Annotated in this window: 22 protein-coding genes and 1 pseudogene; 10 read left to right on the top strand and 13 right to left on the bottom strand. The window is 38.8% G+C overall.

The features are described 5' to 3' along the window. Nucleotides 1–44: 44 nt before the first annotated feature. From MMY79_RS06550 to MMY79_RS06535, 4 genes are read right to left on the bottom strand one after another with little or no spacing between them, the layout of a single operon-like run. Nucleotides 45–482, bottom strand: a complete 438-nt coding sequence (locus MMY79_RS06550; RefSeq protein ID WP_252612601.1) for a 2-amino-4-hydroxy-6-hydroxymethyldihydropteridine diphosphokinase — start codon at nucleotides 480–482, stop codon at nucleotides 45–47. After that, nucleotides 439–819: a dihydroneopterin aldolase gene (folB, locus tag MMY79_RS06545; protein WP_252612600.1), complete on the bottom strand. Its 381-nt coding sequence runs from the start codon at nucleotides 817–819 to the stop codon at nucleotides 439–441. Before folB ends, MMY79_RS06550 begins: the two co-directional genes overlap by 44 nt. Before the next feature lie 15 nt (nucleotides 820–834). Next, a complete protein-coding gene (locus MMY79_RS06540) occupies nucleotides 835–2,133 on the bottom strand; it encodes an AarF/UbiB family protein (protein ID WP_005306693.1) in 1,299 nt (432 codons plus the stop codon). 58 nt (nucleotides 2,134–2,191) lie between these two features. Continuing rightward, entirely contained in the window at nucleotides 2,192–2,968 is a 777-nt protein-coding gene (locus MMY79_RS06535; protein ID WP_252612599.1) for a HesA/MoeB/ThiF family protein, read from the bottom strand. Nucleotides 2,969–3,141: 173 nt separating this feature from the next. Between MMY79_RS06535 and MMY79_RS06530 the strand changes: the two genes are divergently transcribed. Beyond that, complete coding sequence (locus tag MMY79_RS06530) at nucleotides 3,142–3,720, top strand: flavin reductase family protein (RefSeq protein WP_252612598.1); 579 nt, start codon at nucleotides 3,142–3,144, stop codon at nucleotides 3,718–3,720. Between the two features lie 138 nt (nucleotides 3,721–3,858). On the opposite strand, the gene MMY79_RS06525 is transcribed toward MMY79_RS06530, so the two are convergent. Further along, nucleotides 3,859–4,995: an acyl-CoA dehydrogenase family protein gene (locus MMY79_RS06525; protein ID WP_252612597.1), complete on the bottom strand. Its 1,137-nt coding sequence runs from the start codon at nucleotides 4,993–4,995 to the stop codon at nucleotides 3,859–3,861. A 19-nt stretch (nucleotides 4,996–5,014) separates the two neighbouring features. Next, nucleotides 5,015–5,785, bottom strand: a complete 771-nt coding sequence (locus MMY79_RS06520; protein WP_252612596.1) for a 3-hydroxyacyl-CoA dehydrogenase — start codon at nucleotides 5,783–5,785, stop codon at nucleotides 5,015–5,017. 169 nt (nucleotides 5,786–5,954) lie between these two features. Here MMY79_RS06520 and MMY79_RS06515 point away from each other — a divergent pair, with 169 nt between their 5' ends. The 3 genes from MMY79_RS06515 to MMY79_RS06505 all read left to right on the top strand — a co-directional run bounded on the left by MMY79_RS06515 (nucleotide 5,955) and on the right by MMY79_RS06505 (nucleotide 9,042). Continuing rightward, nucleotides 5,955–6,983: an AraC family transcriptional regulator gene (locus MMY79_RS06515; RefSeq protein WP_252612595.1), complete on the top strand. Its 1,029-nt coding sequence runs from the start codon at nucleotides 5,955–5,957 to the stop codon at nucleotides 6,981–6,983. 241 nt (nucleotides 6,984–7,224) lie between these two features. Further along, nucleotides 7,225–8,199, top strand: a complete 975-nt coding sequence (locus MMY79_RS06510) for an aliphatic sulfonate ABC transporter substrate-binding protein (RefSeq protein ID WP_252612594.1) — start codon at nucleotides 7,225–7,227, stop codon at nucleotides 8,197–8,199. Nucleotides 8,200–8,202: 3 nt separating this feature from the next. Next, nucleotides 8,203–9,042: an ABC transporter permease gene (locus tag MMY79_RS06505; RefSeq protein ID WP_252612593.1), complete on the top strand. Its 840-nt coding sequence runs from the start codon at nucleotides 8,203–8,205 to the stop codon at nucleotides 9,040–9,042. 2 nt (nucleotides 9,043–9,044) lie between these two features. On the opposite strand, the gene prmC is transcribed toward MMY79_RS06505, so the two are convergent. Both prmC and prfA read right to left on the bottom strand, forming a co-directional pair. Beyond that, a complete protein-coding gene (gene prmC / locus MMY79_RS06500; protein ID WP_252612592.1) occupies nucleotides 9,045–9,860 on the bottom strand; it encodes a peptide chain release factor N(5)-glutamine methyltransferase in 816 nt (271 codons plus the stop codon). Next, nucleotides 9,860–10,948, bottom strand: a complete 1,089-nt coding sequence (gene prfA / locus MMY79_RS06495; protein WP_005039633.1) for a peptide chain release factor 1 — start codon at nucleotides 10,946–10,948, stop codon at nucleotides 9,860–9,862. Before prfA ends, prmC begins: the two co-directional genes overlap by 1 nt. Before the next feature lie 186 nt (nucleotides 10,949–11,134). Between prfA and MMY79_RS19445 the strand changes: the two are divergent. The 5 genes and pseudogenes from MMY79_RS19445 to MMY79_RS06475 form a co-directional block, all read left to right on the top strand. Further along, nucleotides 11,135–11,236 (top strand): annotated as a pseudogene (locus MMY79_RS19445) (LysR family transcriptional regulator); the annotation flags it as partial. Between the two features lie 196 nt (nucleotides 11,237–11,432). After that, nucleotides 11,433–11,852: a hypothetical protein gene (locus MMY79_RS06490; protein ID WP_003652459.1), complete on the top strand. Its 420-nt coding sequence runs from the start codon at nucleotides 11,433–11,435 to the stop codon at nucleotides 11,850–11,852. A gap of 238 nt (nucleotides 11,853–12,090) precedes the next feature. Continuing rightward, nucleotides 12,091–12,603 (top strand): hypothetical protein, encoded by a 513-nt coding sequence (locus MMY79_RS06485; RefSeq protein WP_252612591.1) that lies wholly within the window; start codon nucleotides 12,091–12,093, stop codon nucleotides 12,601–12,603. Between the two features lie 133 nt (nucleotides 12,604–12,736). Continuing rightward, a complete protein-coding gene (locus MMY79_RS06480; RefSeq protein ID WP_252612590.1) occupies nucleotides 12,737–13,741 on the top strand; it encodes an LLM class flavin-dependent oxidoreductase in 1,005 nt (334 codons plus the stop codon). Between the two features lie 147 nt (nucleotides 13,742–13,888). After that, nucleotides 13,889–14,452: a flavoprotein gene (locus MMY79_RS06475; protein WP_252612589.1), complete on the top strand. Its 564-nt coding sequence runs from the start codon at nucleotides 13,889–13,891 to the stop codon at nucleotides 14,450–14,452. A gap of 39 nt (nucleotides 14,453–14,491) precedes the next feature. Here the strand turns inward: MMY79_RS06475 and pgaD are convergent, their stop codons facing one another. The 5 genes from pgaD to MMY79_RS06450 form a co-directional block, all read right to left on the bottom strand. Further along, entirely contained in the window at nucleotides 14,492–14,950 is a 459-nt protein-coding gene (pgaD, locus tag MMY79_RS06470; protein WP_252612588.1) for a poly-beta-1,6-N-acetyl-D-glucosamine biosynthesis protein PgaD, read from the bottom strand. After that, entirely contained in the window at nucleotides 14,947–16,194 is a 1,248-nt protein-coding gene (gene pgaC / locus MMY79_RS06465; protein WP_005306734.1) for a poly-beta-1,6-N-acetyl-D-glucosamine synthase, read from the bottom strand. Before pgaC ends, pgaD begins: the two co-directional genes overlap by 4 nt. Continuing rightward, entirely contained in the window at nucleotides 16,194–18,020 is a 1,827-nt protein-coding gene (gene pgaB, locus MMY79_RS06460) for a poly-beta-1,6-N-acetyl-D-glucosamine N-deacetylase PgaB (RefSeq protein WP_252612587.1), read from the bottom strand. The genes pgaC and pgaB overlap by 1 nt, the downstream gene beginning before the upstream one ends. Then, nucleotides 18,020–20,458 (bottom strand): poly-beta-1,6 N-acetyl-D-glucosamine export porin PgaA, encoded by a 2,439-nt coding sequence (gene pgaA / locus MMY79_RS06455; protein WP_252612586.1) that lies wholly within the window; start codon nucleotides 20,456–20,458, stop codon nucleotides 18,020–18,022. The genes pgaB and pgaA overlap by 1 nt, the downstream gene beginning before the upstream one ends. Nucleotides 20,459–20,844: 386 nt before the next feature. Then, nucleotides 20,845–21,681, bottom strand: a complete 837-nt coding sequence (locus MMY79_RS06450) for a pyruvate, water dikinase regulatory protein (RefSeq protein WP_252612585.1) — start codon at nucleotides 21,679–21,681, stop codon at nucleotides 20,845–20,847. Between the two features lie 147 nt (nucleotides 21,682–21,828). Between MMY79_RS06450 and ppsA the strand changes: the two genes are divergently transcribed. Beyond that, nucleotides 21,829–24,216, top strand: a complete 2,388-nt coding sequence (gene ppsA / locus MMY79_RS06445; protein ID WP_252612584.1) for a phosphoenolpyruvate synthase — start codon at nucleotides 21,829–21,831, stop codon at nucleotides 24,214–24,216. Nucleotides 24,217–24,234: the final 18 nt, after the last annotated feature.

Genomic DNA, 24,234 nt, shown 5'->3' with positions numbered 1-24,234 from the left:
TTAAAGCCTGCGTAAAGTTTGCGTAAAATTTAGATTAAAAATCTCTAAACTTTAAAATTGACGACTGGATAAAGCGTGCTATCAGCCTTTAAGGTTTCACAATGCCAAAGCTCATATAAGGGAATTTTTACATCAAGTGCCAAAGGTAATTTTTTAGAATTAAATTGCATATGGTCCAGATCACTTCCCCATGCAATCAAATCTACATCTAAAGAAATATGATGCGATGGACGAACACGTCCAGAATCTGATTCGAGTTGCTTTAAAAAAGATTCAATTTGGTCACACGATAAAGTGCTTTTTAATAGACATGCTGAATTCCAATAATCATCTCCAATACCGTCTCGGCATGGAATTTGATAAACAGATGAAAACTGCACTTTCCCCAAAGTTGCTAATTGCGTATAAGCAAAAGTAAAGTGCTGATCTGCGTCTAAATTACTCGCTAGGGCGAGCGCAAAAATTGTTTCTGGTGCGTTCAAGACGAATTCCTACAGCATTAGCTTCTGCAATGATGGCGGGCTTACGGATGGTTATGGTAATTTTTTCAATTGTTGGAAAGGTTTCAAACAAACATTTCAAAACAAGATGTGCTGCATGTTCAATTAATTCAGGTTTGGCTTGTTGAATGATTTGACCCGATAACTCACAAATCTGGGCATAGTTGAGTGTGTCCTCAAGTTTGTCAGACTGCGCTGCTCGGCTCAAATCATTATGGATGGTTAAATCCAACATTAAAGGTTGAATAATTTGTCTTTCCCAGTTGAAACAGCCAATCACTGTCTCAACCTTCAAGCCTTCAATAATAATGGCATCCATAAATTTAAACTGACCTTAGTGCTTTAACAACGAAGCAGGTTCCATATTTTGAACCATTTTCAAACGTTGGTCTGCATAAATATCAGTATATGGTGCGAGTACGCGCATAAAACGATCGAAATAAAGCATTTGCTTAAATAACAAGGCAAAATCACGTGGGAATTTAATACCGTGGCGCTCACCAACCCCTACCATATCCATCATAATGTCGTTTAAATCGGCTGGATTTGAAGCGAGAATTTGTTGAGGGTCAGACATTAATACGCCGTTAAACAAGCGCTCTAAATCTTGTGCCAATACATCAACATCAACTTTGTTATGAGTCATACCCATTTTCAGCATATTTTCAGCCATTGCCTGATAATCAGTTTTTTGCAATGCATCCATAAAGGCCATACATGCTGTCCAAACTTCAGGCTTTAACTGGCCGACAATACCAAAGTCAATAAAACCAATTCGACCATCTTCAAGCAACATTAGGTTTCCAGCATGTAAATCCGCATGGAAACTCTTACATAGCATGAGGCTACCGAACCATGTATTCATGGCAGTAATCAGTACTTGCGATGGATCTTTAGCATATTGTTTTACAACACTAAAGTCTGTCAAAGACACACCGTATAGACGTTGCATAGTTAAGACACGGCGCGTAGAAAACTGATGATAAACTTTAGGTGCAGTCGCAGCTTTGTTTTGTGAAATATTCAGATATTCAATAAAGTCATCTAAGTTTTGTGCTTCTTCAATGAAATCGACTTCACGAACCATACGGCTTTTAATTTCATCAACAATTTCGGAAAGAGCAGCAAATTTGATTTTTGGTACTGCACGTTCAAGTAGCTTGGCAGCCCAATGCACCACACTTAAGTCTGTATATAAAATGGTTTCAACGCCAGGCTTTTGTACTTTAATAACAACATCTTCACCTGTGGTCAGCTTAGCTGCATGAACCTGAGCAATTGAAGCAGAAGCTAATGGTTTTTCATCGATATAGCTAAAAATTTGGCTTAAATCACGCCCTTCAAATTCAGATGCAAGCACACCTTGAATATAGCTAAATGGCAGAGTTGGTGTCTGGTCTAGACAACCTTGAAATTCTTCTACATATTCTCGCGGGAAAAGCGATGGTGTACTCGCAATAAACTGACCAAGCTTAATATAAGTTGAGCCAAGCGACTCAAAAGTCTCTCGCATGAGTTTGGCATTACTTGGTTTTTCAGTTGCGTATTTAATTCCAGCTTTGGCCGCAACCACTGCTGTTTCACCAATGCGGGCGACGGAACGTAACCCATCAAACAAAATATTTTTTTTCATATTTCTTCAAAACCAAATCATTCAGGTTGAGTGTAGCAAATTTTGTTTCATTTACTGATTAGCTTGCCTGACAAAGTGGGCAATTTACATCTTTATCAAAACTAACAATACGTTGTGTCATATTTAAACCATCCCACAATAATAGTTTCTGCTTTAAAGGTGTACGATTCAACCCTAAATACAGCAATGTGTGATGTGCTTGTAATGACGCTATCATTACAGGAGTAGTTGCAAGTACCCCTGACTCTGCACAGCGAAGGCCTTCATTACTATGTTGTTCTTTTGGAAAAAGACATTCATAGCAAGCTGAATCTCCTTCAACCATAAACATTTGTGCCTGAAAACCAATTGCTGAAGCACTAATTAAAGCGACCTGATGCTTCTTACAAGCTACATTTACTAAATAGCGGGTTGTAAAATTATCACATCCATCTAAAATCACATCTTGGTGTTCAACCAGTCTATCAATGTTATGTTCGTCTAACCGTTCGTTATAGTATTCAACACAGATATAAGGGTTAATTTTCTGTAAACGTTTAGCCAAAATTTCTGCTTTATAACGTCCGATATCTTCATGACCAAATGCAATTTGACGCTGTAAATTACTTATCTCGATCGTATCTGCATCAATCAGTGTAATTTTTCCAACCCCTGCTCGCGCTAATAGCTCTGCACTGCTACAGCCTATTCCACCAGCACCTACAATCAGCACATTAGCAAGTTTGAGTTTCTCCTGAGCTTCAATATCCCATCCATCAAGTAAAATCTGGCGGCTATAGAGATGCATTTCTTCATCACTTAACTCTACAAAATCGATATCTTGAAGCTCGGTCACACGTTAATCCTTTCACTTAGAAGCGAAATGATTTTATGACTAAGTTCGTTATTATGAAAGCTATAAAATAGAAACAACTTTTTTATTCTAATAAAGCTTATTTACTAACATTGCATCTATCAAGCTTTCTGCAACAATAGAAATATCCATTTTCTTTATTACTTAGGCTAAATATGACGCAATCATATATTGCACCTGTAGAGTTAGAAAAAGCTTATCGTTTATTAAATCATGGCCCAACTGTGCTTGTTTCTGCACAACATGGTGATGACCGCAATGTGATGGCTGCCGCTTGGGCATGTGCCTTAGAGTTCAAACCAGCCAAAGTGTCCGTGGTTCTTGATAAAAGTACTAAAACCCGACAGCTCGTTGAGCAAAGTGGCTATTTCACACTACAAGTTCCCTGCTATGCACAGCTCGATCTTACTCATCAACTTGGAACCATTAGTAAGTTGGATGATCCACAAAAACTTGAGCATTGTGGTGTTGAACTATTTTATCAAGAAGATCTTACTAGCCCGCTTGTATCAGGTTGCATTGCATGGCTTGTCTGTAAACTTATTCCAGAACCTCATAATCAGTCGGCTCATGATCTATTTATTGGTTCTGTTGTTGGTGCATGGGCAGATAGCCGTGTTTTTAGAGATGGGCACTGGCACTTTCAAGATGCACCGAAAGAACTTCGAAGCCTGCATTATATTGCTGGAGGAACCTTTTATTTAATTGGTGAAGAAGTCAAAGCACAGCTTTAATCAAAAAAAACTGGCTTTACTTAAATTTCTGAATTTCATCGAATCGAATTCAACCTAGAAAATTTCTGCTTAATGGCAAAAGACCGCATAACAATTGCGGTCTTTTGCAGTCAGTGACTATTTTTTAAAATTTCATATTTAAACTTGAGCAACCTCACGAGCAATCACCAAACGTTGAATATCCGAAGCCCCTTCATAAATCTGGCTTACACGAACATCACGATAAATTCTCTCTACAGGGAAATCACTGACGTAGCCATAACCACCATGAATCTGGATCGCATCCGAACACACCCGTTCAGCCATAGTAGATGCAAACAGCTTTGCCATTGAGGCTTCTTTTAAACAAGGTAATCCCGCATCCTTTAAAGTTGCAGCATGTAAAACCAACTGATGTGCAGCTTCAATCTGGGTTGCCATATCGGCTAAGCGAAAACCAACCGCCTGATGCTGAACCAGCTCTACACCGAAGGCCTTACGTTCATTTGCGTATTGGACAGCCGCATCAAAAGCAGCTCTTGCCATTCCAACAGATTGAGCAGCAATCCCAATACGCCCAGCTGCTAAATTAGAAAGTGCAATTTTATAACCTTCACCTTCTTGACCCACCAAATTTTCTAAAGGAATCCGGCAGTTTTCGAGAGTAATGGTTGCGGTGTCCGAAGCATGTTGACCCATTTTGTCTTCAATACGAGTCACTAAATAACCTTGTGTATTGGTCGGTACAAGAAAGCACGAAATGCCTTTTTTGCCAGCCTGTTTATCTGTAACCGCAAATACCAAAGCCACTTGGGCATTTTTGCCACTGGTAATAAATTGTTTTACGCCATTTAAAACCCAATGGTCGCCATCTCGCTCGGCTTTACATAGAATTGCGCTCGCATCGGAACCGACATGAGGCTCAGTTAAACAAAAACATCCTAGCCATTCACCAGATGCAAATTTTGGCAAATAGGTTTGTTTTTGCTGCTCTGAACCGTATGCCAGTGTAATACCGCAAATCAATGAATTTTGAACACTTACGATAGTCGAAATAGCACCATCACCTGCGGCAATTTCTTCAATTGCAAGCACCAAAGATACATAGTCCATTCCCGCACCGCCCCATTCATTCGGAACGGTCATGCCCATAGCACCCAATGCCCCTAAATCTTTTAATTCCTGAGCAGGAAACTCATGGGTTTTATCACGATGTGCGGCTGTTGGTTTTAACTGATTCTGCGAGTAGTTACGCACCATCTCCTGAACCATACTTTGTTCAGCATTTAGAATCATTCAAATCCCCTTATTTTTATTATTTTGCTGCCATACGAATTGCACCATCTAGACGGATGACTTCACCATTTAAATATGAGTTTTCAGCAATATGTGCCACCAAACGAGCAAATTCTTCGGGTTTTCCTAAACGAGATGGATATGGTACCATTTGTCCCAAAGCATCTTGCACATTTTGTGGCATTCCTTTAAGCATTGGGGTTTCCATAATTCCTGGCGCAATGGTCATAATGCGAATGCCATGGCGCGCAAGCTCACGAGCAATTGGCAATGTCATCGCAACAATAGCGCCTTTAGATGCTGAATAAGCTGCTTGTCCAATTTGACCATCAAATGCTGCAACAGAAGCGGTGTTAACAATGATTCCACGGTCCTCTTCACCTGCTTCAACCGTGTTTTTACTCATTGCATCTGCTGCAAAACGCAGCATGTTAAACGTACCCGTGACATTAATTTGCAGCGTTTTTGAAAATAATCCCAAATCATGTACACCTTCACGGCCAACTACTTTTGCAGAAGGGCCAATACCCGCACAGTTTACTAAGCCATGCAAACGGCCATGTTTTACTAACATATCTTTAAAGAACTGTTCAGCAGCAGCTTCATCGGTTACATCAAGTTTTACGAAGTCAGCTTTTGACCCTAATTGTTTTACTTGCTGTTCGCCTGCTTCTACATTCATGTCGACCAATGTGACTGAAGCACCTTGCTTTACCAAATACTCAGCTGTAGCAGCACCTAAACCAGAGCCACCACCTGTAATCACGAAATGTTTCCCTTGAATTTTCATTATTTACGATCCTATAGAAATGTTCTTTAACTTTAGTTGTGAGAGTAAAAGTTGTTGTTTTCCGATACAATTTCAAAAAACCTCAAAATGCTTGCAGCTTTTGATCAATCCAAATTTTAAATATGAAATATTTCACTTGAAATATATGAAGAAAATATGAGTCTTTGACATGGTTGTCCAATCTTCTTTAAGTAAAGGCACAATTTCGATTGCACTAGTACATGAAGCACTGAGTGCGGCTTATGCCAAAGGCCTAAATACACAAATAATTCTAAATAAAGCAGGCATTCCCGCTGAATTACTGATGTCTCCAAAGGCTCGTGTGCCTGTTACGACATATGCACAATTATGGATAGAACTTGCCAACGCCATGAACGATGAGTTTTTTGGTATGGATAGTCATCCCATGCGTCGTGGCAGTTATAAATTATTGACTAAACTTGTCAGTACGGCCGAAACTTTAGAAAAAGCGCTCTACGATATTTTGAAGTTTTTTAACTTTGTGCTTGATGACATGTGTGGAGAATTAATACGAGATCAAGAAAAAGCTTATTTGGTGATTCATGATCGTGAACAACCTAAACGCATGTTTACCTATGCAACCTTTTTAATATTAGTACACGGACTTATGTGCTGGTTAGTAGACCAACGAATTGGCTTAAATAGTATTAAAGTACGTTGTCCTAAACCGAGCGATATTCAGGATTATCTCGTACGTTTCGGTGAAGATATTCAATTTAATGCCGAGATAAATCGAGTTGAATTCGATGCCCACTATTTAGATATTAAAATTAAAAAAGATAAAAAAGCGCTTTATGATTTTTTAGAACAAACTCCACAAAATCTTTTAGTTCGCTTTAAAAATGAAAATGCCTTGAGTGTTCTTATTCGTCGTCATTTATTGAAACTCCACCCCGCCCAATGGCCCGAACTCAAAGATGTTGCAAAACAACTCAATATTTCAGAAGCCACCATTCAACGCCGTCTGAAACATGAAGGAGTCAGTTATCAACAAATTAAAAATGAAATCCGCTGTGATATTGCAGTTGAACGTTTAAGTAAAACGAATGATTCAATTCAAGATATTAGTGAAAATTTAAGCTTCCAAGACCCTAGCGCTTTTCACCGTGCCTTTAAAAAATGGACTGGCGTCAGTCCAGGTGCGTATCGAGATAATTTAACTGCACACAAGCAATAAAATACACACTCAACAAAGCTTGAGGCATAAAAGCTTAAGCTTATGATATTTATGTCTTTTAAATTCAATATTTCAGATAAGTGTATTACTCAAAACTTAATAATCACTATAAAACATCAACTTATAATTTTATCTAAACTTTTATCTTTCAATCTGATTTATAAATCAAAATAACTAAGTTTGTAAGCCATCAAACACGTGAAAGGATAATCTCCTATTTCATTTCGGTTCTATTTTTATCATGTCTTTAAAATCAAAATTTTCTTTATCAAAGACTTTGTTGGCATCAACATTGGGGTTTGTATTTGCTTCATCTGCTTTTGCAGCAATTCCGACTACACTTAAACTTGATTACGCTTACTATGCACCAACCAGTTTAGTCGTCAAAGATCAAAAACTTCTTGAGAAAGCACTTCCAAATACTCAAATTAAATGGGTTTTCAGTCAAGGTAGCAATCGTTCATTAGAATATCTCAACAGTAACAGCATCGATTTTGCTTCTACCGCTGGATTAGCTGCTGTATTAAGTCGAGCGAATGGTAGTCCAATTAAAACGGTTTATGTACAAAGCCAACCGGAATGGACCGCGCTTGTTGTCGCAAAAAACTCACCCATTAAAAGCCTAAAAGATTTAAAAGGTAAGAAAATTGCAGCTACCAAGGGAACAGATCCTTTCTTATTTACACTACAAGCGCTAGACACTGTAGGCTTAAGTAAACGCGATGTACAGCTGGTTCATTTACAACACCCAGATGGAAAAACTGCATTAGAACGCAGTCAAGTAGATGCTTGGGCTGGACTTGATCCTTTAATGGCTTCAGCTCAAATTCAATCGGGTGCTAAATTGCTTTATCGCAACGTTGGATTTAATAGCTATAGTGTACTGAGTGTTAAAGAGGATTTTGCAAAACAAAACCCTGAAGCGGTAGAAGCAGTTATTAAAGCCTACGAACAAGCTAGAAAATGGGCAAAAGCCAATCCAGATAAAGTGGCAGCACTTCTAGCTCAAGAATCAAAACTCCCTCTACCTGTGGCCAAACTACAACTGAGCCGAACCAACTTTGATCAAAACATTCCATCGGCAACTCAAGCACAAGCACTAAAACGTTCTGGGAAAATTTTGACAGAAGAAGACTTAGTTAGAAAAGGCACCAATGTCAATCAAGTGGTTGATCAATTGTTAGACCCTCGTTTTGCTCAAAAAGTAGTGAAATAGTATATGAGTGATTCATTTAACAAAGCTGAGCTAAATCATTTCTTAGCTCAGCAGGCTTTAAAATCGCAGAAAAAGCATTTAAACAATAAATTTACACGTTGGTTTAAAGCGCTACTCATTCCACTCATCTTTTTGGGGGCTTGTGAATTTTTAGTCAGAAATGGCTATATCGATGCTTATCTACTCCCCGCACCTTCTAGTTTATGGCAATCTTTTTTAGATTTAGCGCATAGTGACCTATTTGCCCATATTTATATTAGTACATGGCGAGTTCTATTCGGCTTTATTATAGGAAGCGGTTTAGGTTTAATTTTTGCAATTTGGGTTGGATTAAGTAAAGAAGCAGAAGCTTATTTAGAACCGACCTTTTCAGCAATTAAGTCGATCCCAAGTCTTGCATGGATCCCTCTGCTATTACTTTGGTTAGGAATTGACGAAGGTTCGAAAATTACATTGATTGCAATTGGAGCATTTTTTCCAACCTATACCAATACAGTTGCAGCAATTCATAATGTAGATAGAAAGCTCATTGAAGTTGGAAAAGTTTATCGGCTTAATGCTTTTCAGCGGATTATATCTATTATTTTACCGGCAGCATCTCCGGGCATTTTAACGGGTTTACGTAACAGTTTAAGTTTATCTTGGATGTTCATGATTGCAGCTGAACTGATTGCAGCCACTCAAGGGATTGGCTATTTACTCAGTGATGGTCGAGAAACGTCTCGACCAGATATTGTTATCATTGCAATTATTTTATTAGCCCTATTGGGTAAAGTAACTGATACCTTAATGAAACTTATAGAAAACTGGTTATTACGTTGGCGTGATACACTACAAAAGTAATTTTAAATCCAGCATGCCAAAGTGACTCGATCATTTTGGCCATAGTCTTGAATGGTTTTAATCTGGCTAAAACTATGCTCAGCAAATATATTTCGAACAGATTGCCCCTGATCATAGCCATGCTCTAGTGCAATCCAGCCTTGGGGTTTTAACCAGTTCTTACCTTGAGCAATAATAATTTCAATATCAGCCAGTCCCTGATGATCTGCAACCAATGCACGGCGTGGCTCTGTTGCCAAAGCTTGCATGTGTTCATCATCAGGGTCAATGTACGGCGGATTTGAAACAATTAAATCGAATTTTTGCGGCTCTAGTGCTTCAAACCAAGCGCCGCAAGCGAATTTTACACGTTGCAAATTATGAGTTAGTGCATTTTCTTTTGCGACATCTAAAGTAGGCGCATAAATATCAGTTGCTGTGACGAACCAATCTGGACGTTCACTCGCTAACGCAAGCGCAATTGCACCTGTCCCCGTTCCCAAATCAACAATATTTGCAGTATTTGGCAAATTTAGATTTAAAACGGTTTCAACCAAAACTTCAGTATCAGGTCGTGGCACTAAAGTATCAGATGTTACTTTTAAATCGAGTGTCCAAAATGGCTGTGAACCCGTTACATAAGCTAAAGGTTCACCCTTTTGAATACGTTCAAGACCAGCTACATAGTCTTGCTCTTGTTGGGCTGTTAACTCTTGCTCAAGTCTAAACTTTAATTCAAGTGAATTGATTTTTAGAAAATGCTCAAGTAACCAAGCATTTTCTTGTCGTTCATAACTGTCAGGCTCACCACGAATTGCAAGCGCTTGAGCAATATTCATTAGCCGCCATTTTCCTGTGCAAGCATTGCAAGCTGATCTGCCTGATATTCGCGATGTAAGCTATCAAGCAATTCAGTTAAATCGCCTTCCATAATCGCATCTAACTTATATAAAGTTAGGTTAATACGATGATCAGTCATACGACCTTGTGGGTAGTTATAAGTACGGATACGTTCAGAACGGTCACCAGAACCCACTAAATCACGACGCATTTCAGACGTTGCTGCATCAGCCGCTGCACGTTTCGCATTTTCTAAACGCGATACCAAAAGAGCCATCGCTTTAGCTTTGTTTTTATGCTGTGAACGTTCTTCTTGGCACTCAACTACTGTACCTGTTGGAATATGGGTAATACGCACTGCCGAATCAGTTTTGTTAATGTGCTGACCACCTGCACCAGATGCACGGTAAGTATCAATACGTAAATCTGCCGGATTAATTTCGACATTTGTATCAACATCAATTTCAGGCAGAATCGCAACTGTACAAGCTGAAGTATGAACACGGCCTTGTGATTCAGTCGCTGGAACGCGTTGCACACGATGCGCACCACTTTCAAATTTTAAGCGGCCATAAACGCCATCACCATCTACACGGCAAATGACCTCTTTAAAGCCACCATGCTCACCTTCATTTTCAGAAAGTACTTCAATACGCCAATTTTGTGTCTCGGCATATTTACTGTACATGCGGAATAAGTCACCAGAGAAAATTGCAGCCTCATCACCACCTGTTCCGGCGCGAATTTCTAAATAAGCTGCATTAGAGTCATTTGGATCTTTTGGAATCATCAAAATATTGAGCTGGCTTTCTAATTCTCCAAGCAACTCTTTATTCGCTTGAATTTCTTCTTCTGCCATATCTTTAAAGTCAGGATCAGACTTCATCATTTCAGCAGTTTCAATATCTTCTTCTGCTTGACGGTATTTGCCCCAAACTTCGGTAATTTCAGATAAATCACTATGTTCGCGAGACAATTTACGGAAACGTTTGTTATCGGAGATGACTTCCACATCTGCAAGCAACGCGGTAAGTTCTTCATGTCGATCACAGAGTTGATCAAGTCGTAAACGGAGTGACGCTTTCATAAGAGGAAATATCTCAAAAGTCCAAAAAGCTTATCGAATGCTATATAAATAGAAGATAAGCAAAATCGTAAAAATAGCGCATAGTTTACAGATTATGTCGTTTAAATGACATATATAATCAGCCAATTCATCAACTTTCACAGTAAGTAACGACTTATAAATATAGTGATTTCAGATGAGATTTGTGCAGGGCACTCACATCCCTTCTCTTTAGTGGATGCACAACATAAATATATGTCTTTTGCCATTAGAGCTTTAATCAATTTTCCATGTTCAGATCGGGAGTAATCAACTCATTAAAATTAAATGAGACTCATGTTTATTTATATGGGTATTAAATATTCTATTTTAATAGAAAACATACAAACCAGACACTAAACTACAATAATGAATTGATGGTTCTCCATATTTTGAGAAACGTGTTTTGTTACATTTGCCGTAACAAAAGATATAGCGTCCTGCTGCTAAGGACACGGAGTAGAAAATGAAATTAAATGCTTGGTTATGTAGTGCTGTTTTAGCAACTTCTATGGTTACTGTAGCGCATGCTGACAACACAACACATGTAGCAGCTGCTTCTGCTTTAGGTAGTGTCGCTGGTACTGCAATTGGTAAAAGCATGGGCGGTACATCTGGCGCAACAATTGGTGCTGCTTTAGGTGGTGCTGGTGGTGCAGCAGTTGCAAGTGACCGTCGTCACCGTACAGAATCTGCAATTGGTGGTGGTTTAGGTGGTGGTGCTGGTTATACCGTTGGTAAAAGTATGGGTGGTACAAATGGCGGTTACGTTGGTGCTGCTTTAGGTGCTGCGGGTGGTTCTGCTTTAGGTAATAAAATTTCTAAAGACCGCGATGCTGACAGATCTTCTAAGCACTGGAAGAAAAAACACCGTCGTCATCACTAATCAAATTTGATGAAACGTCTCTAAGCACCTTCGGGTGCTTTTTTATTAAGATCAACAAATATTCACCACCTCTCCTTTGCTCATGATTTATTCACAGATTAATAGAAACAATACAAACAGACACAAAACTAGCGTATCTCCTTTGGGGTTCTCCATAATTATCACGAAATTTTTTATTACATTTATCTCAAGATAAAAATACTGTCCTTCTCAGTAAATAAGGACATGGAGCTGCAAGATGAAAATGAATATTTGGTTAGCTAGTGCATTAATTGCAACATCGTCTATGGTGACAGTTGCACATGCAGATAATGGTACTCGTGTTGCGGCAACCTCTGCGTTAGGTAGTGTTGTTGGTACAGCAATTGGTAAAAGCATGGGCGGCACAACAGGTGCAACAATTGGTGCTGCTTTAGGTGGTGCTGGTGGTGCAGCAGCAGCGAGTGACCGTCGCAATCGTACCGAAGCTGCCATTGGTGGTGCTTTAGGTGGTGGCGCTGGTTATACAGTTGGTAAAAATATGGGTGGTACCAACGGTGGTTACATCGGTGCTGCGGTAGGTGCTGCGGGTGGTTCAGCGCTAGGTCGTAAAGTTTCTGAAGATCGTAATTACGATGATCACTATGATCGTGGTAGTCGCTATGATCGAGATGATCGTAGATATGACGATGGTGACCGTCGTTATTATAGTAAAGGTGGCCATCGCCGTCATGACAATGGTTTGCACCGCGGCTGGTACAAAAACCGCTAATTCACATATAAATCAAAAGAGCACCTTCGGGTGCTTTTTTATTGAGAGGTAAAATTTAATATCGAAAAAAAACGATATACATTATCCCTCATATATCGTAGTATTTCGATATACCCTTATTCGAGAATATCGCATGCGATCACTTCAAGATACCAAGTTTTCAATTTTGGAACTTGCTCCTATTCGTAATGATAAAACCATCGAATTTTCGTTACGCCACGCATTAGAGCTAGCTCAACATGCAGAGAAACTAGGTTTTGAACGTTTCTGGCTTGCAGAACATCACAACATGGATGGAATTGCGAGCTCTGCTACAGCAGTCTTACTTGGTTTTATTGCAGCACATACACAGCATATTCGTTTAGGTTCAGGCGGCATTATGCTTCCTAACCATGCTCCTTTAGTTGTCGCAGAACAATTTGGAACACTTGCTACCCTTTATCCAAATCGTATTGAACTTGGGTTAGGCCGCGCTCCAGGTACAGATCAATTAACCATGCGAGCTTTACGCCGTGGGCATCAAGAAACAGAAGATCAATTTCCAAAAGATGTTGTCGAAATTCTAAAATATTTTGGTGCCCCTCAAATCGGACAAAAGATTATTGCAACGCCGGGGCAAAATACCCATGTTCCTGTTTGGTTACTTGGGTCTAGCCTTTTTAGTGCTCAACTGGCGGCAAAACTTGGACTTCCCTACTCATTTGCATCTCATTTTGCACCACGTATGTTAGGTCAAGCGATTCAACTCTATCGCGAGAACTTTGAGCCTTCTGAATATTTAGATAAACCTTATGTTTCTATGGGCGTGCCTGTTGTTGTGGCAGATACAGATGAAGAAGCACAATTTTTAGCAACGAGTGCGTACCAACGCGTATTGGGCTTAATTCGTGGTGAGAGCTTAAAGCTTAAACCGCCTGTTGAATCAATGCAGGGATTATGGAATACAGCAGAACAGTTATCTGTTGAAAACTTCTATGGCATGGCACAAATTGGTTCTGTAGATACAGTTCGCTCTGGTTTACAAAAGCTTTTAGCGAAATATGATGTTGATGAGTTTATTTTTACATGTGATGTGTACGATACAGCTAAACGTTTAGAAAGCTTTACGCAACTAATGAATGTAAAAACAGAGCACTAAACTCCGCTTCACTTTCCCATACTTGAATTGATTTCGAGTATGGGATGACCATCTATCTGAAAAGACTTTACCCCAACTTCCTGCTTGGTTATTTATATTAAAACGATAAAAACATCATGATTTAAAAACCAAAAGGACTTTTGGAAAATGAGTATTAATATTAAAAATAACGCTTCAAAATCAGTAGTTTTCCAAAATACGACTCAAGATTTTGAAGACTTTACTGGTCAAGTGATTCCGTCAATCTTAATTAAAGAATTTGATTTTTCACATTCATCTGTCGCGATTATTGGTACAAATCAAGATACCGTTACCCATCTTGAAAAAATCTGCCAACAAGCAAAATTTGTCACTGTATTCCAAATCACACCTCACTTTATTTTGCCTCATAGTCAAATGGGCACAAATAAGTTAATTACCCATCCACTCATTATCAAAAACCGGCGATTATTTAACAATCGAGTAAAAAGTCTTTTAGCCTTACGTTTTCTTGACACCCAGATTAGTGAAACGTGGCTTAAGCGCCTTTTAACACCCAATATTGCAACCACTAAAAAAGTATTTTTTAAATCTGATAGTTATTATGCCGCACTCCAAAAATCCAACTGTAAATTGCAAACTTGGCCCATCGTTAAAGTTACCAATAGATCAATTCACAGCATGGATGGTGTAGAACAACCTATCGACATTATTATTAGAACAACCGCATAAAAATAAAAAAAGCATGGTTTTAGGCCATGCTTTTTTTATTTACTCATATTTTTGCAAATTGCCATGATCATCGTAATGCAAAATAACACGTTGTTTCTTTTGCAATTCACTTAACATTTCGGAACTAACCGAAAATTGGGCTGCTAACAGTTCAACAGAACTATTTGGTGCTTTCGTCCGTCGATCCTCACCACTGAATCTAATCCAGTTATAACTCGCCCACAAAATTAAAATGAGCGCGCTAATTCCAATGAGTAATGCTAAATGAAGTAAGGTCTTAACTTCTGATATATGGTCAACCCAGACATAATCATAAATTAAGTGTCCTTCAAAAACCCATAAAAACAGAGAAACCAATGGAAACAACAACCACATTAAACAAAACCAACCAATGGTTTGTAATGTGTAGTTTGCCGTTTTATTTTTGACGTATTCTGGCTGGTCAATGTATTCAGGGATATCTAAAATCTCGATATCCTTATTTTCCTCAGGTTTCATGGGTTATCTCCACGGAAGCCTCGGTCTGGGCTCACCCAGCGGGCACGTTTTTTAGTGTTAAATAAAGTTTTTGGAACCGCAACGACACTTGTAAACAAAGTCAGTAACCAGAAAAACAACGGGTACCAAATAACCCAGAAATAATTTCTGAAGAAGCGGCTACGGTCATAGCGCTGATCAATCCACAAACTCACCAAAAACTGGATTAAACACGTTCCGCCTAATATTACGCCGTACCACTGTGGCATAAGCGTTTTGATCTGCCATTGCAGAGGCAGTTCAATAAACAATCCCACAAAAAATAGCGTAAAGATCAGAATCATGACATAAGACCAGATAATACTGACTAGCGCCTCAATCATGACTGGCCACATTCTGCGAACACGTAGCTTAAACATTTGTGGAATATATTCGATAAGAACCTCTACCCCACCTTGTGCCCAACGAAGACGCTGTTTCCATAGACCTTTAAATGTCTCAGGCATATAGATATAACAAAGCGCTTGCGGAATATACTGAATATCCCAGTGGTCGAGCTGTAACTTCCATGAAATATCAATATCTTCGGTAATTTTATCGTCTGACCAAAAACCGACTCGAACGAGAGCTGTTTTACGGAATGCCGCAATCACACCCGACACTGTAAAAATACGACCATATGTACGCTGCGCACGCTTGATCAAACCAATAATCGAAGAGAATTCACCAACCTGTAATTTTCCTAAAATACTAGATCGGTTTAAAATTCGTGGATTACCTGTTACAGCCCCAATTCGCGGAAAGTTAATAAATGGCTGCATTAACCAAAGTACGGCATGTGGATGTAACAACGCATCACCATCGATACAAACAAGATATTCGTATTTACTAACTAATACTCCTGATCTTAACGCTACGGCTTTACCCTGATTTTCTGCTAGATGTACAACCCGAAGTCGTGAATCTTGCGCTGACAATTCATCAAGAATTTCGGCTGTTCTGTCACTACTTCCATCATTGACGGCAATCACTTCAAAATTAGGGTATTTGGTTTGCAGCGCATAACGGATTGTTTGGCGTACTTGAGCTTCTTCGTTGAAACACGGAATAATGATACTGCATCCTTCGCTCGTTGGTTCAGGAAGCGCTTGTTCACGGTACTCTCTTTTAAAGAAGAACCAAAGTCCTCCTACCATCCATGTCCAAGCCATCAGTAAGGGATATAAAAAGGCAAAAGCAAATAGAATATCGAGTAATACTCTCATTACTTTTTCCCCTCTACCAATCCAGCAAATGGCTGATACATAACAGGGCTAGCATTCAGACTAATCGGATTATATAAATATTGATGGACATCTTTTGATTTTTCAAAGTCATAGCCATCGATACCGAATTTCTGAATCCCTATCCGCTGAATCGAAAAAAGCCCTTGCTGGACTTCTTCCCAAGCAGTTTTTTGCGAGTTTTCTGGTAATACTAAAGTCAGCATTATTCTTTGCTTATCATTATCATCAAGTGTACTTAAAAGCTTTAACAACTGGTTAAATTGCTTTTTCTTGCCAATTACATTCAACTTCAAATTGACTAAATCATGTTGCAATAAAAGCGTTTTGCTAAGCTCAGGTAGATTTTCTACATGCTCTAAATCAGGTGTAAGCAATAAGCTAAACTGCGCCTGATTACTCATATTTAAATAAGGTTTGACCGCTTTTTTAGTCAGCTGGGTAAGCTGTGCTAGCTGTTTTGATTGTTCAATACAACTGCTTTCTTGCACTGTTATTCTTTGCATTGCGCAATTTAAAGCTGTTCCCGCATTAAGCTGAACACCGCTTAAATTACTGTTAAATCGTGCGATATCTTTAGCCAAATCTACTGTTAAAAATGGCTTATCTTTTTGAGGATAAGCTGGCAACTCTAATATTACCGATTGACCTGCCCGAGTTTGAGCCTGCCATAAACTACGGTTTAAAATATCTTGTTGAACTGGCATTTTATTTGTAGGGAAATAAGCAACATCGTATTGCCCATCTCCGTTTTTATCTTCCAAAGGCTTTAAGATGAGAGCATTGTTTTTTAGGCTATATAGTTTTGATAACAACTGCCCTAGTTTTTCATCGGTCTGAGCATTTTGTTGAGCTGCTAATTGCTTTAAATCCATACTTACAAAATGACGAGGTTGCTTAAATAAATCTGACTCTTCAAAGTTCAAAATATTTAACATGCCTTCGGTGAGCTGTTCAGCTGTAGGGTTACCTATAACCAAGCTACGCTTGAAAGTTGAATCACTCACACGATTCATACCATCACGACCCAAACTGAAAGAAAATTCAAAGCCTGCTTGCTGTGCTATTTTTTCCAGTTGCTCATTCACAGCGCCATAAGGCCAAATAATTGCTTTCGGATTAACACCAACTTCTTTTTTCAAAACGGCGTAGGATTTTTTCAAATCCTGCAAAATACGTTGTTGATATTCTGCATCTGTTTCATAACGTGATTGCGATTTTAAATAGGCATAAGAAGTTGCAGCTGGTTGCTCATTGCCTTGAGGGTTGGCCAATACACCATGATGTAAATCATCACTATGACTTGCAAATTCGGCTAACCCAGATGCTTGCATTTCACAAACTTGAGCCCAGTTCACCAAGTGACCTTGACCATAAGCTTCATAACCAGCCTGCGTATTACCATTTAACCAACTGGTTGGAAGCGCAAAAACTGCCGGAATATCATATTGCTTAAGTAATGGAAATACTCGGCTATAACTACTCAATGCACCATCATCAAAAGTAAGCAGAATAGAGTTATGCGGTAATTCCTTACCTTGTCTACGGGCTTCCTCAATGTCTTTTAAACGAATCGGCTTCCAATCAGATTGACTAAGCCAATCGAAGAATTGCGCCAAATTATTGGTCTGAATCGCATAGACATCCCGGTCGCCTTCCTTTAGTACATCATCTCGCACATCATGAAAAGTTAAAGAAACCGTATGATTTTTTGGTAGTTCAGTTTCAATGCGGGCATGAGAAAATTGTACAGGTAATAATGTTGAAGCAACCACACAACTCAACATTTTTGACATCATATTATTCATTAAAAACGCCCTTCAAATCCGAAAATACCGTAGGTATGTTGTTCATCATGACCATCATATGGATGGTATTGCCAACCAATTCCATAATTGAGCTGCCAAGTCCGTGAGAGTTGCCATTGATGTTGATATTGCAGAGAGTATGTTGGTCTAGCTGAGTAATCTGCTTGTTTATAGAGTCCGACTCCAGCCTCGAAATGCTGCTTAAATGAGCGTTCATATTCTCGCCAAGTGACCCAGTCATGGCTTAAATTCAACTCAGCACTGTAGTGATTACTTGGGCTAAAGTAAGCGGTCTGATCTTGGCTATTGCTACCATAAAATCCACGAACCGTTCCATAGGTAATATGATGCGGTGCATCAAATAATCGTTCGCGCCAAAAAGTCGAAAATTCTTGTTGTTTATTACCATCGCTTATATCAGTTAGACCGTAACTCGCCCCAATTTGGCGTGACTCATCTTTTTGCCATGTCAAAGCAGCACGGTAAGCTTGTCCATCTTCACCAGCGTCAATTGCCTGCAATGGAATATTAGCCTGACTGTCATATTGCAATTGATATTGCCAGTGGTCGTTTAACCATTGCGACCAATCAAGACGAACTCCTGCTTGTCCACCATCTGTACTTTGCGACAAAATTGCCGACAATGCCTTACGATTCGCTTGCCACTCAGCACCGACGCCATAACGTTGGTCATGCACATCGCCAAAACGATATTCTCCGAAACGATCTTGATGCCAAGCAAATAAACGATAATTATCTTTAATCCATGGACTATTAATACGAGTTTCCATTTCACGGTCTTTTAAACCATTTTGACCGCTCACAGAATCACTGTTCTCTGCTTTACTTTGACCCCAAGTTGTTGAGTGCGAGATAGTTGCTCTATCACGATCATCTAATTCTTTTCGACTTTTAACTACGCCACTATCTTCAGGATAATATTCCAAAAGACTTTCAGTATTTTTACGCCATTCTGGAATATCCCCTAAAGCCTGCGCATTTTGCATTTGATTAATTCGTGTATCTTTAGCAACCGGTGTTAAACCATTTAAACGAGAAATAGTTTGCTTGGACTGTAGAGGTTTATCTCTCCAACGCTCAACACGAGCCAAATTATTAATTAAGCCTTCATTGGCAGGTGCAAGATCTACTTGTTTCTGAAAATGCTTTTCTGCTTGATCAAGATGATTTGCATAAGCTAAATGCATACCTTGTAAAGTAATATAGTCATCACGATCAGGATGGCTTGTTTTGTCCACCCCTTTTGCTTGACTATATTTATACGTCGGAACAAGTCGATCAACCTCACTCAAAAACTGTTCAGCTTGTTGATATTTTTCTTGCTCTATATATGAATAGTACAGCCCAGTATATACGGTCATATCTGGATAGTTTTTTTCAGTAAGCACAGTTTTAAAAGCAAGTTCAGCTTGCTGTGGTTGTCTTTCAGCCAAATAACTATCGGCTATTGCATGACGAATATAGGCAGGTAGTTTTTCTAGAGGTACGTTTAATTTAGTAAATTGATCTAATGCCGTACGGCTACGCCCGCGGAAATCTAACGCATATATATAGTCATAATGGAATCTTAAATAACTAGGATCTGACGGTTGAATCAAAGGCTGCATTTGCTCGCCTTGCTTCAACACAGTATCAAGCTCAGAAAAGCCGTCACTATCTGACATGCCCTCCCGATTCAAATATTTATAACGAGCAATGGCATTATTTACACGTTGAGAAAACTCACTGACTTGTAGCCAGTGTTGTAACGATTCTGTTTGTGGATTTTTATCGCTGGCAAGCAATAATTGCTGAGCCTTGTTATAAGCTCCCACAGCTGCTAAGTCATAACTATATTCTTGTAAAACTGCAAAAGACTTGGGCTGCTGTTTATATGCTTGCTCAATTGCAGATAAAGCATCTACAGGTGAATTAATGAGTCGATATGCATAAGCTATTTGCACAAGCTGATCAGTCTTCAGATTTTTACTATTAATTTTTGCTAACTGTGCTTTGGCATTTACAACATCTTTAGCTTCAGCATATAAAACTGCTAACAGAATCTGCCCATCAGGCGTTTTTTGAATATTAAATTTATTCGACCAATCAATCGCATTTTTAAAGTGTTTAAAATCACGAAAATTACGTATTAAAGGTAGCTGTCCATATTCTGGAAAACTAACCAAATTAATATTCGCTAGATGCTGAGAAAAAGTTACCAGATCTTTTTTTTCATTTGACATTACAACTAAATAATCAGCTAGCAATTTTTGATCATGCGGATAGGTTTTTAGCAATTGATCCAGTTGAAATATTGCTTGGTGAGTTTGTCCAGTTTTGTAAGTGTGAATAGCCTGCTCTCGCAACTCATCCACTTGAGCGGCATACAAATTAAGAGGCAAGATGTATACCAATGAAAAAACACATTTTTTTAGCATTTTGATAATCGGATAGTCCCATATCGAGGTGGGAAAGTATAATTAAAATTAAAAACCAATCACACAACACAAAAATAGTGTGATCTATTTATCATTTTTAAATATTTAATGTATTTTTACATGATTTTTGAAAATATTTAGCAAAATTAAACAATTAGAATTTTTAAACTTACTTAAATATATACATTTCTTTTCAATACTCTTATTTTATTTCACAATTGGATTATAAAAACCTTACAGGCCGATAACCAATAAAAACGTTTTAATAACTTTTTGTTTTATATTTAAAACTTTTATTTTTCATTCTATTTTTATATTACAAACCATTCAAATTATCTATAAATTAATATAAAAATTTGAATGGTTAAAATAAATAATTGATTAAACTAACCAATGCGACGTTTTAATCCTGTCATTTGTAAAACACGTGTTGAAATTTCTTCAATCGACATTTCAGTCACATTTAAATATTTAATTCCTTCTGAAATATAGATTCCTTCAATTGCTCTAAGTTCCATTTGGCATTGGCTAAAACTCGCATAACGACTATTAGCCTTACGCTCACTACGAATCGCCACTAATCGCTCAGCATCAATCATTAAACCAAATAATTTATTACGATGTGGTCTTAATACTGCTGGTAAACGGTTATCATCCAAATCTTCTTCTGTTAACGGATAGTTTGCAACACGGATACCAAATTGAAGAGATAAGTAAATAGAGGTCGGTGTTTTACCCGAACGAGAAACCCCAATTAAGATTAAATCAGCTTTATCGTAATGACGAGTACGTGCCCCATCGTCATTATCAAGCGCAAAATGAACAGCATCAATACGAGCTTTATACGACTCAGAATCGGTTACAGCATGTGTCTGTCCAACTAATGTTGTAGGCGGCGTACCTAATTCTTGTTCGAGTTTACTGATTAAGCCTTCAAACACATCTAGATTAACTGCTTTAGCAGTATTAATGATTTCTCGTACGTGTGGATCAACCAAAGTATCAAATACTAAAGGTAGACAACCATCTTTGGTTTGACATCGATTAATCTCGACTACAATCTCCATTGCCGCTTCTTCAGTTGTAATATACGGCATGATATGAATATCAAAATCAACATTGGGAAATTGTGCTAATAACGAATGTCCAAGAGTCTCGGCAGTAATTGCAGTTCCATCAGAAATAAAAAAAACGCTCCGTCTAAACTGTTTACTTTCTGACATTAAAATTCTCCTTAAACATTTGTCTTAGTGCTATATAATCTTTATAGTAAACTGATCTTACATGACTGTCGCTTAGTATAATTCTCAACTAAGCACTTTATTTTTATAATTTCATGCCAAGATAGACATTAATACTGCAAAAGTGGAGTGAAAACTTTGGAAGCGCGCGTAATCGGTCTAGAAAAATTAGGGAAACACGATGTCGAACTCGTAGGTGGGAAAAACTCATCTTTGGGTGAAATGATCAGCCATTTATCAAATGCTGGTGTATCAGTACCTGGTGGTTTTGCAACTACTGCTGATGCCTATCGTGAGTTCTTAGATCAAAGCGGTCTTAACGCTCGAATTCAAGCAGAACTTGCTCAACTCAATGTTGATGACGTAAATGCTCTTGCAGAAACAGGCGCTAAAATTCGTCAATGGATTGTAGAGACTCCACTCACTGCAAGCCTAGAACAAGAAATTCGCGCCGCTTTTACAACACTTTCTAACGGCAACCCAGAAATCGCGGTTGCCGTTCGTTCATCTGCAACTGCTGAAGATCTACCAGATGCTTCATTCGCAGGTCAGCAAGAAACTTTCTTGAATATTCGCGGTATTGATAACATTCTTATTGCAATTAAAGAAGTATTTGCTTCTTTATATAATGACCGTGCAATTTCTTACCGTGTACATCAAGGTTTTGATCATGATGTCGTTGCACTTTCTGCAGGCATTCAGCGTATGGTGCGCTCTGAAACTGGTGCTGCGGGTGTAATGTTTACACTTGATACCGAGTCTGGTTTCCGTGAAGTTGTATTTATTACAGCATCTTATGGTTTAGGTGAAATGGTTGTACAGGGTGCGGTTAACCCAGATGAATTTTACTTATCTAAACCATTATTAAATGCTGGTAGACATTCAGTTTTACGCCGCAACCTTGGCTCAAAACACCAGAAAATGATTTATGGTGAAGAAGGTTCTGCTGGTAAATCAGTTGTGGTTGTTGATGTTGAGAAACAAGAGCGCCAACAATTTGCTTTGAATGACCACGAGTTACAAGAGCTAGCTAAACAAGCGCTGATTATTGAGCAGCACTACGGTGCGCCAATGGATATCGAATGGGCGAAAGATGGCGATGATGGTCAAATTTATATTGTTCAAGCTCGTCCTGAAACCGTAAAAAGTCGTCAAAACGTAGGCACAATGGAGCGCTATCTTCTTAAACAAAGAGGTACTGTTCTTTGTGAAGGTCGTTCAATTGGTCAACGTATTGGTTCAGGTAAAGTCCGCATCATTAGCTCAATTAAAGAGATGGACAAAGTTCAAGAAGGCGACGTTCTTGTATCAGATATGACCGACCCTGATTGGGAACCGGTAATGAAACGTGCAGCTGCAATTATTACTAACCGCGGTGGTCGTACATGTCACGCGGCAATTATTGCACGTGAACTTGGTGTACCTGCTATTGTAGGTTGTGGTAACGCAACAGAAGTATTGACTGATGGTCAAGAAGTAACAGTTTCTTGTGCTGAAGGTGATACTGGCTTCATTTATGAAGGTGCTTTAGATTTCGAAGTTCAACGTAACTCAATTGAATCTATGCCTAAGCTATCGTTCAAAATTATGATGAACGTTGGTAACCCTGACCGCGCATTTGACTTTGCTCAAATTCCAAATGAAGGTATCGGTCTTGCTCGTCTTGAGTTCATTATTAACCGTATGATCGGCGTGCACCCTAAAGCCTTGCTCAACATTGATAGCCTACCTCGTGAAACTCGTGCTGCGGTTCTAACTCGTACTGCGGGTTATGCTTCACCTGTAGATTTCTATGTTGAAAAATTGGTTGAAGGTATTGCAACTCTTGCTGCTGCATTTGGTGACAAGCCAGTTATCGTTCGTATGTCTGACTTCAAATCAAATGAATATGCAAACTTGATTGGCGGTAAGTTATACGAGCCTGAAGAAGAAAACCCAATGCTCGGTTTCCGTGGTGCAAGCCGTTATGTATCTGATAACTTCCGTGACTGTTTCGAATTAGAGTGCCGTGCACTTAAGAAAGCTCGTGATGAAATGGGTCTAACCAATATTCAAATCATGATTCCTTTTGTACGTACTGTATCTGAAGCAAAACGTGTTATTGAGTTACTAGCACAAAATGGTTTGAGACGCGGTGAAAATGGCTTAAAAGTAATCATGATGTGTGAATTACCAACTAACGCTCTGTTAGCTGAACAATTCCTAGAGCATTTCGATGGTTTCTCTATTGGTTCTAATGACTTAACTCAGTTAACGCTCGGTCTTGACCGTGACTCTGGCATTGTTTCACACCTATTTGATGAGCGTGATGCAGCAGTTAAAGCCCTTCTTTCAATGGCCATCCATGCCTGCCGTAAAGCGGGTAAATATGTAGGTATCTGTGGTCAAGGTCCTTCAGACCATCCAGATCTTGCAAAATGGTTAATGGAACAAGGTATTGAGTCTGTATCTCTTAACCCAGACTCAGTTTTAGATACATGGTTCTTCCTTGCTGAAGAAAAAATCAAGCAAATCTAATATGTTATAAAAAAAGGC

The sequence above is a fragment of the Acinetobacter sp. XS-4 genome (assembly GCF_023920705.1).
Classification (GTDB): domain Bacteria; phylum Pseudomonadota; class Gammaproteobacteria; order Pseudomonadales; family Moraxellaceae; genus Acinetobacter.
Note: the sequence above shows the minus strand (reverse complement) of the source record. Positions and strands in the feature narration are given on the sequence as shown.

Excerpts from the sequence above, each read along its gene's own strand:
- folB (WP_252612600.1), bottom strand. The coding sequence starts at position 819 with ATGGATGCCATTATTATTGAAGGCTTGAAGGTTGAGACAGTGATTGGC.
- MMY79_RS06540 (WP_005306693.1), bottom strand. The coding sequence starts at position 2,133 with ATGAAAAAAAATATTTTGTTTGATGGGTTACGTTCCGTCGCCCGCATT.
- MMY79_RS06530 (WP_252612598.1), top strand. The coding sequence starts at position 3,142 with ATGACGCAATCATATATTGCACCTGTAGAGTTAGAAAAAGCTTATCGT.
- MMY79_RS06525 (WP_252612597.1), bottom strand. The coding sequence starts at position 4,995 with ATGATTCTAAATGCTGAACAAAGTATGGTTCAGGAGATGGTGCGTAAC.
- MMY79_RS06520 (WP_252612596.1), bottom strand. The coding sequence starts at position 5,785 with ATGAAAATTCAAGGGAAACATTTCGTGATTACAGGTGGTGGCTCTGGT.
- MMY79_RS06515 (WP_252612595.1), top strand. The coding sequence starts at position 5,955 with ATGGTTGTCCAATCTTCTTTAAGTAAAGGCACAATTTCGATTGCACTA.
- MMY79_RS06510 (WP_252612594.1), top strand. The coding sequence starts at position 7,225 with ATGTCTTTAAAATCAAAATTTTCTTTATCAAAGACTTTGTTGGCATCA.
- MMY79_RS06505 (WP_252612593.1), top strand. The coding sequence starts at position 8,203 with ATGAGTGATTCATTTAACAAAGCTGAGCTAAATCATTTCTTAGCTCAG.
- prmC (WP_252612592.1), bottom strand. The coding sequence starts at position 9,860 with ATGAATATTGCTCAAGCGCTTGCAATTCGTGGTGAGCCTGACAGTTAT.
- prfA (WP_005039633.1), bottom strand. The coding sequence starts at position 10,948 with ATGAAAGCGTCACTCCGTTTACGACTTGATCAACTCTGTGATCGACAT.
- MMY79_RS06490 (WP_003652459.1), top strand. The coding sequence starts at position 11,433 with ATGAAATTAAATGCTTGGTTATGTAGTGCTGTTTTAGCAACTTCTATG.
- MMY79_RS06485 (WP_252612591.1), top strand. The coding sequence starts at position 12,091 with ATGAAAATGAATATTTGGTTAGCTAGTGCATTAATTGCAACATCGTCT.
- MMY79_RS06480 (WP_252612590.1), top strand. The coding sequence starts at position 12,737 with ATGCGATCACTTCAAGATACCAAGTTTTCAATTTTGGAACTTGCTCCT.
- MMY79_RS06475 (WP_252612589.1), top strand. The coding sequence starts at position 13,889 with ATGAGTATTAATATTAAAAATAACGCTTCAAAATCAGTAGTTTTCCAA.
- pgaD (WP_252612588.1), bottom strand. The coding sequence starts at position 14,950 with ATGAAACCTGAGGAAAATAAGGATATCGAGATTTTAGATATCCCTGAA.
- pgaC (WP_005306734.1), bottom strand. The coding sequence starts at position 16,194 with ATGAGAGTATTACTCGATATTCTATTTGCTTTTGCCTTTTTATATCCC.
- pgaB (WP_252612587.1), bottom strand. The coding sequence starts at position 18,020 with ATGAATAATATGATGTCAAAAATGTTGAGTTGTGTGGTTGCTTCAACA.
- pgaA (WP_252612586.1), bottom strand. The coding sequence starts at position 20,458 with ATGCTAAAAAAATGTGTTTTTTCATTGGTATACATCTTGCCTCTTAAT.
- MMY79_RS06450 (WP_252612585.1), bottom strand. The coding sequence starts at position 21,681 with ATGTCAGAAAGTAAACAGTTTAGACGGAGCGTTTTTTTTATTTCTGAT.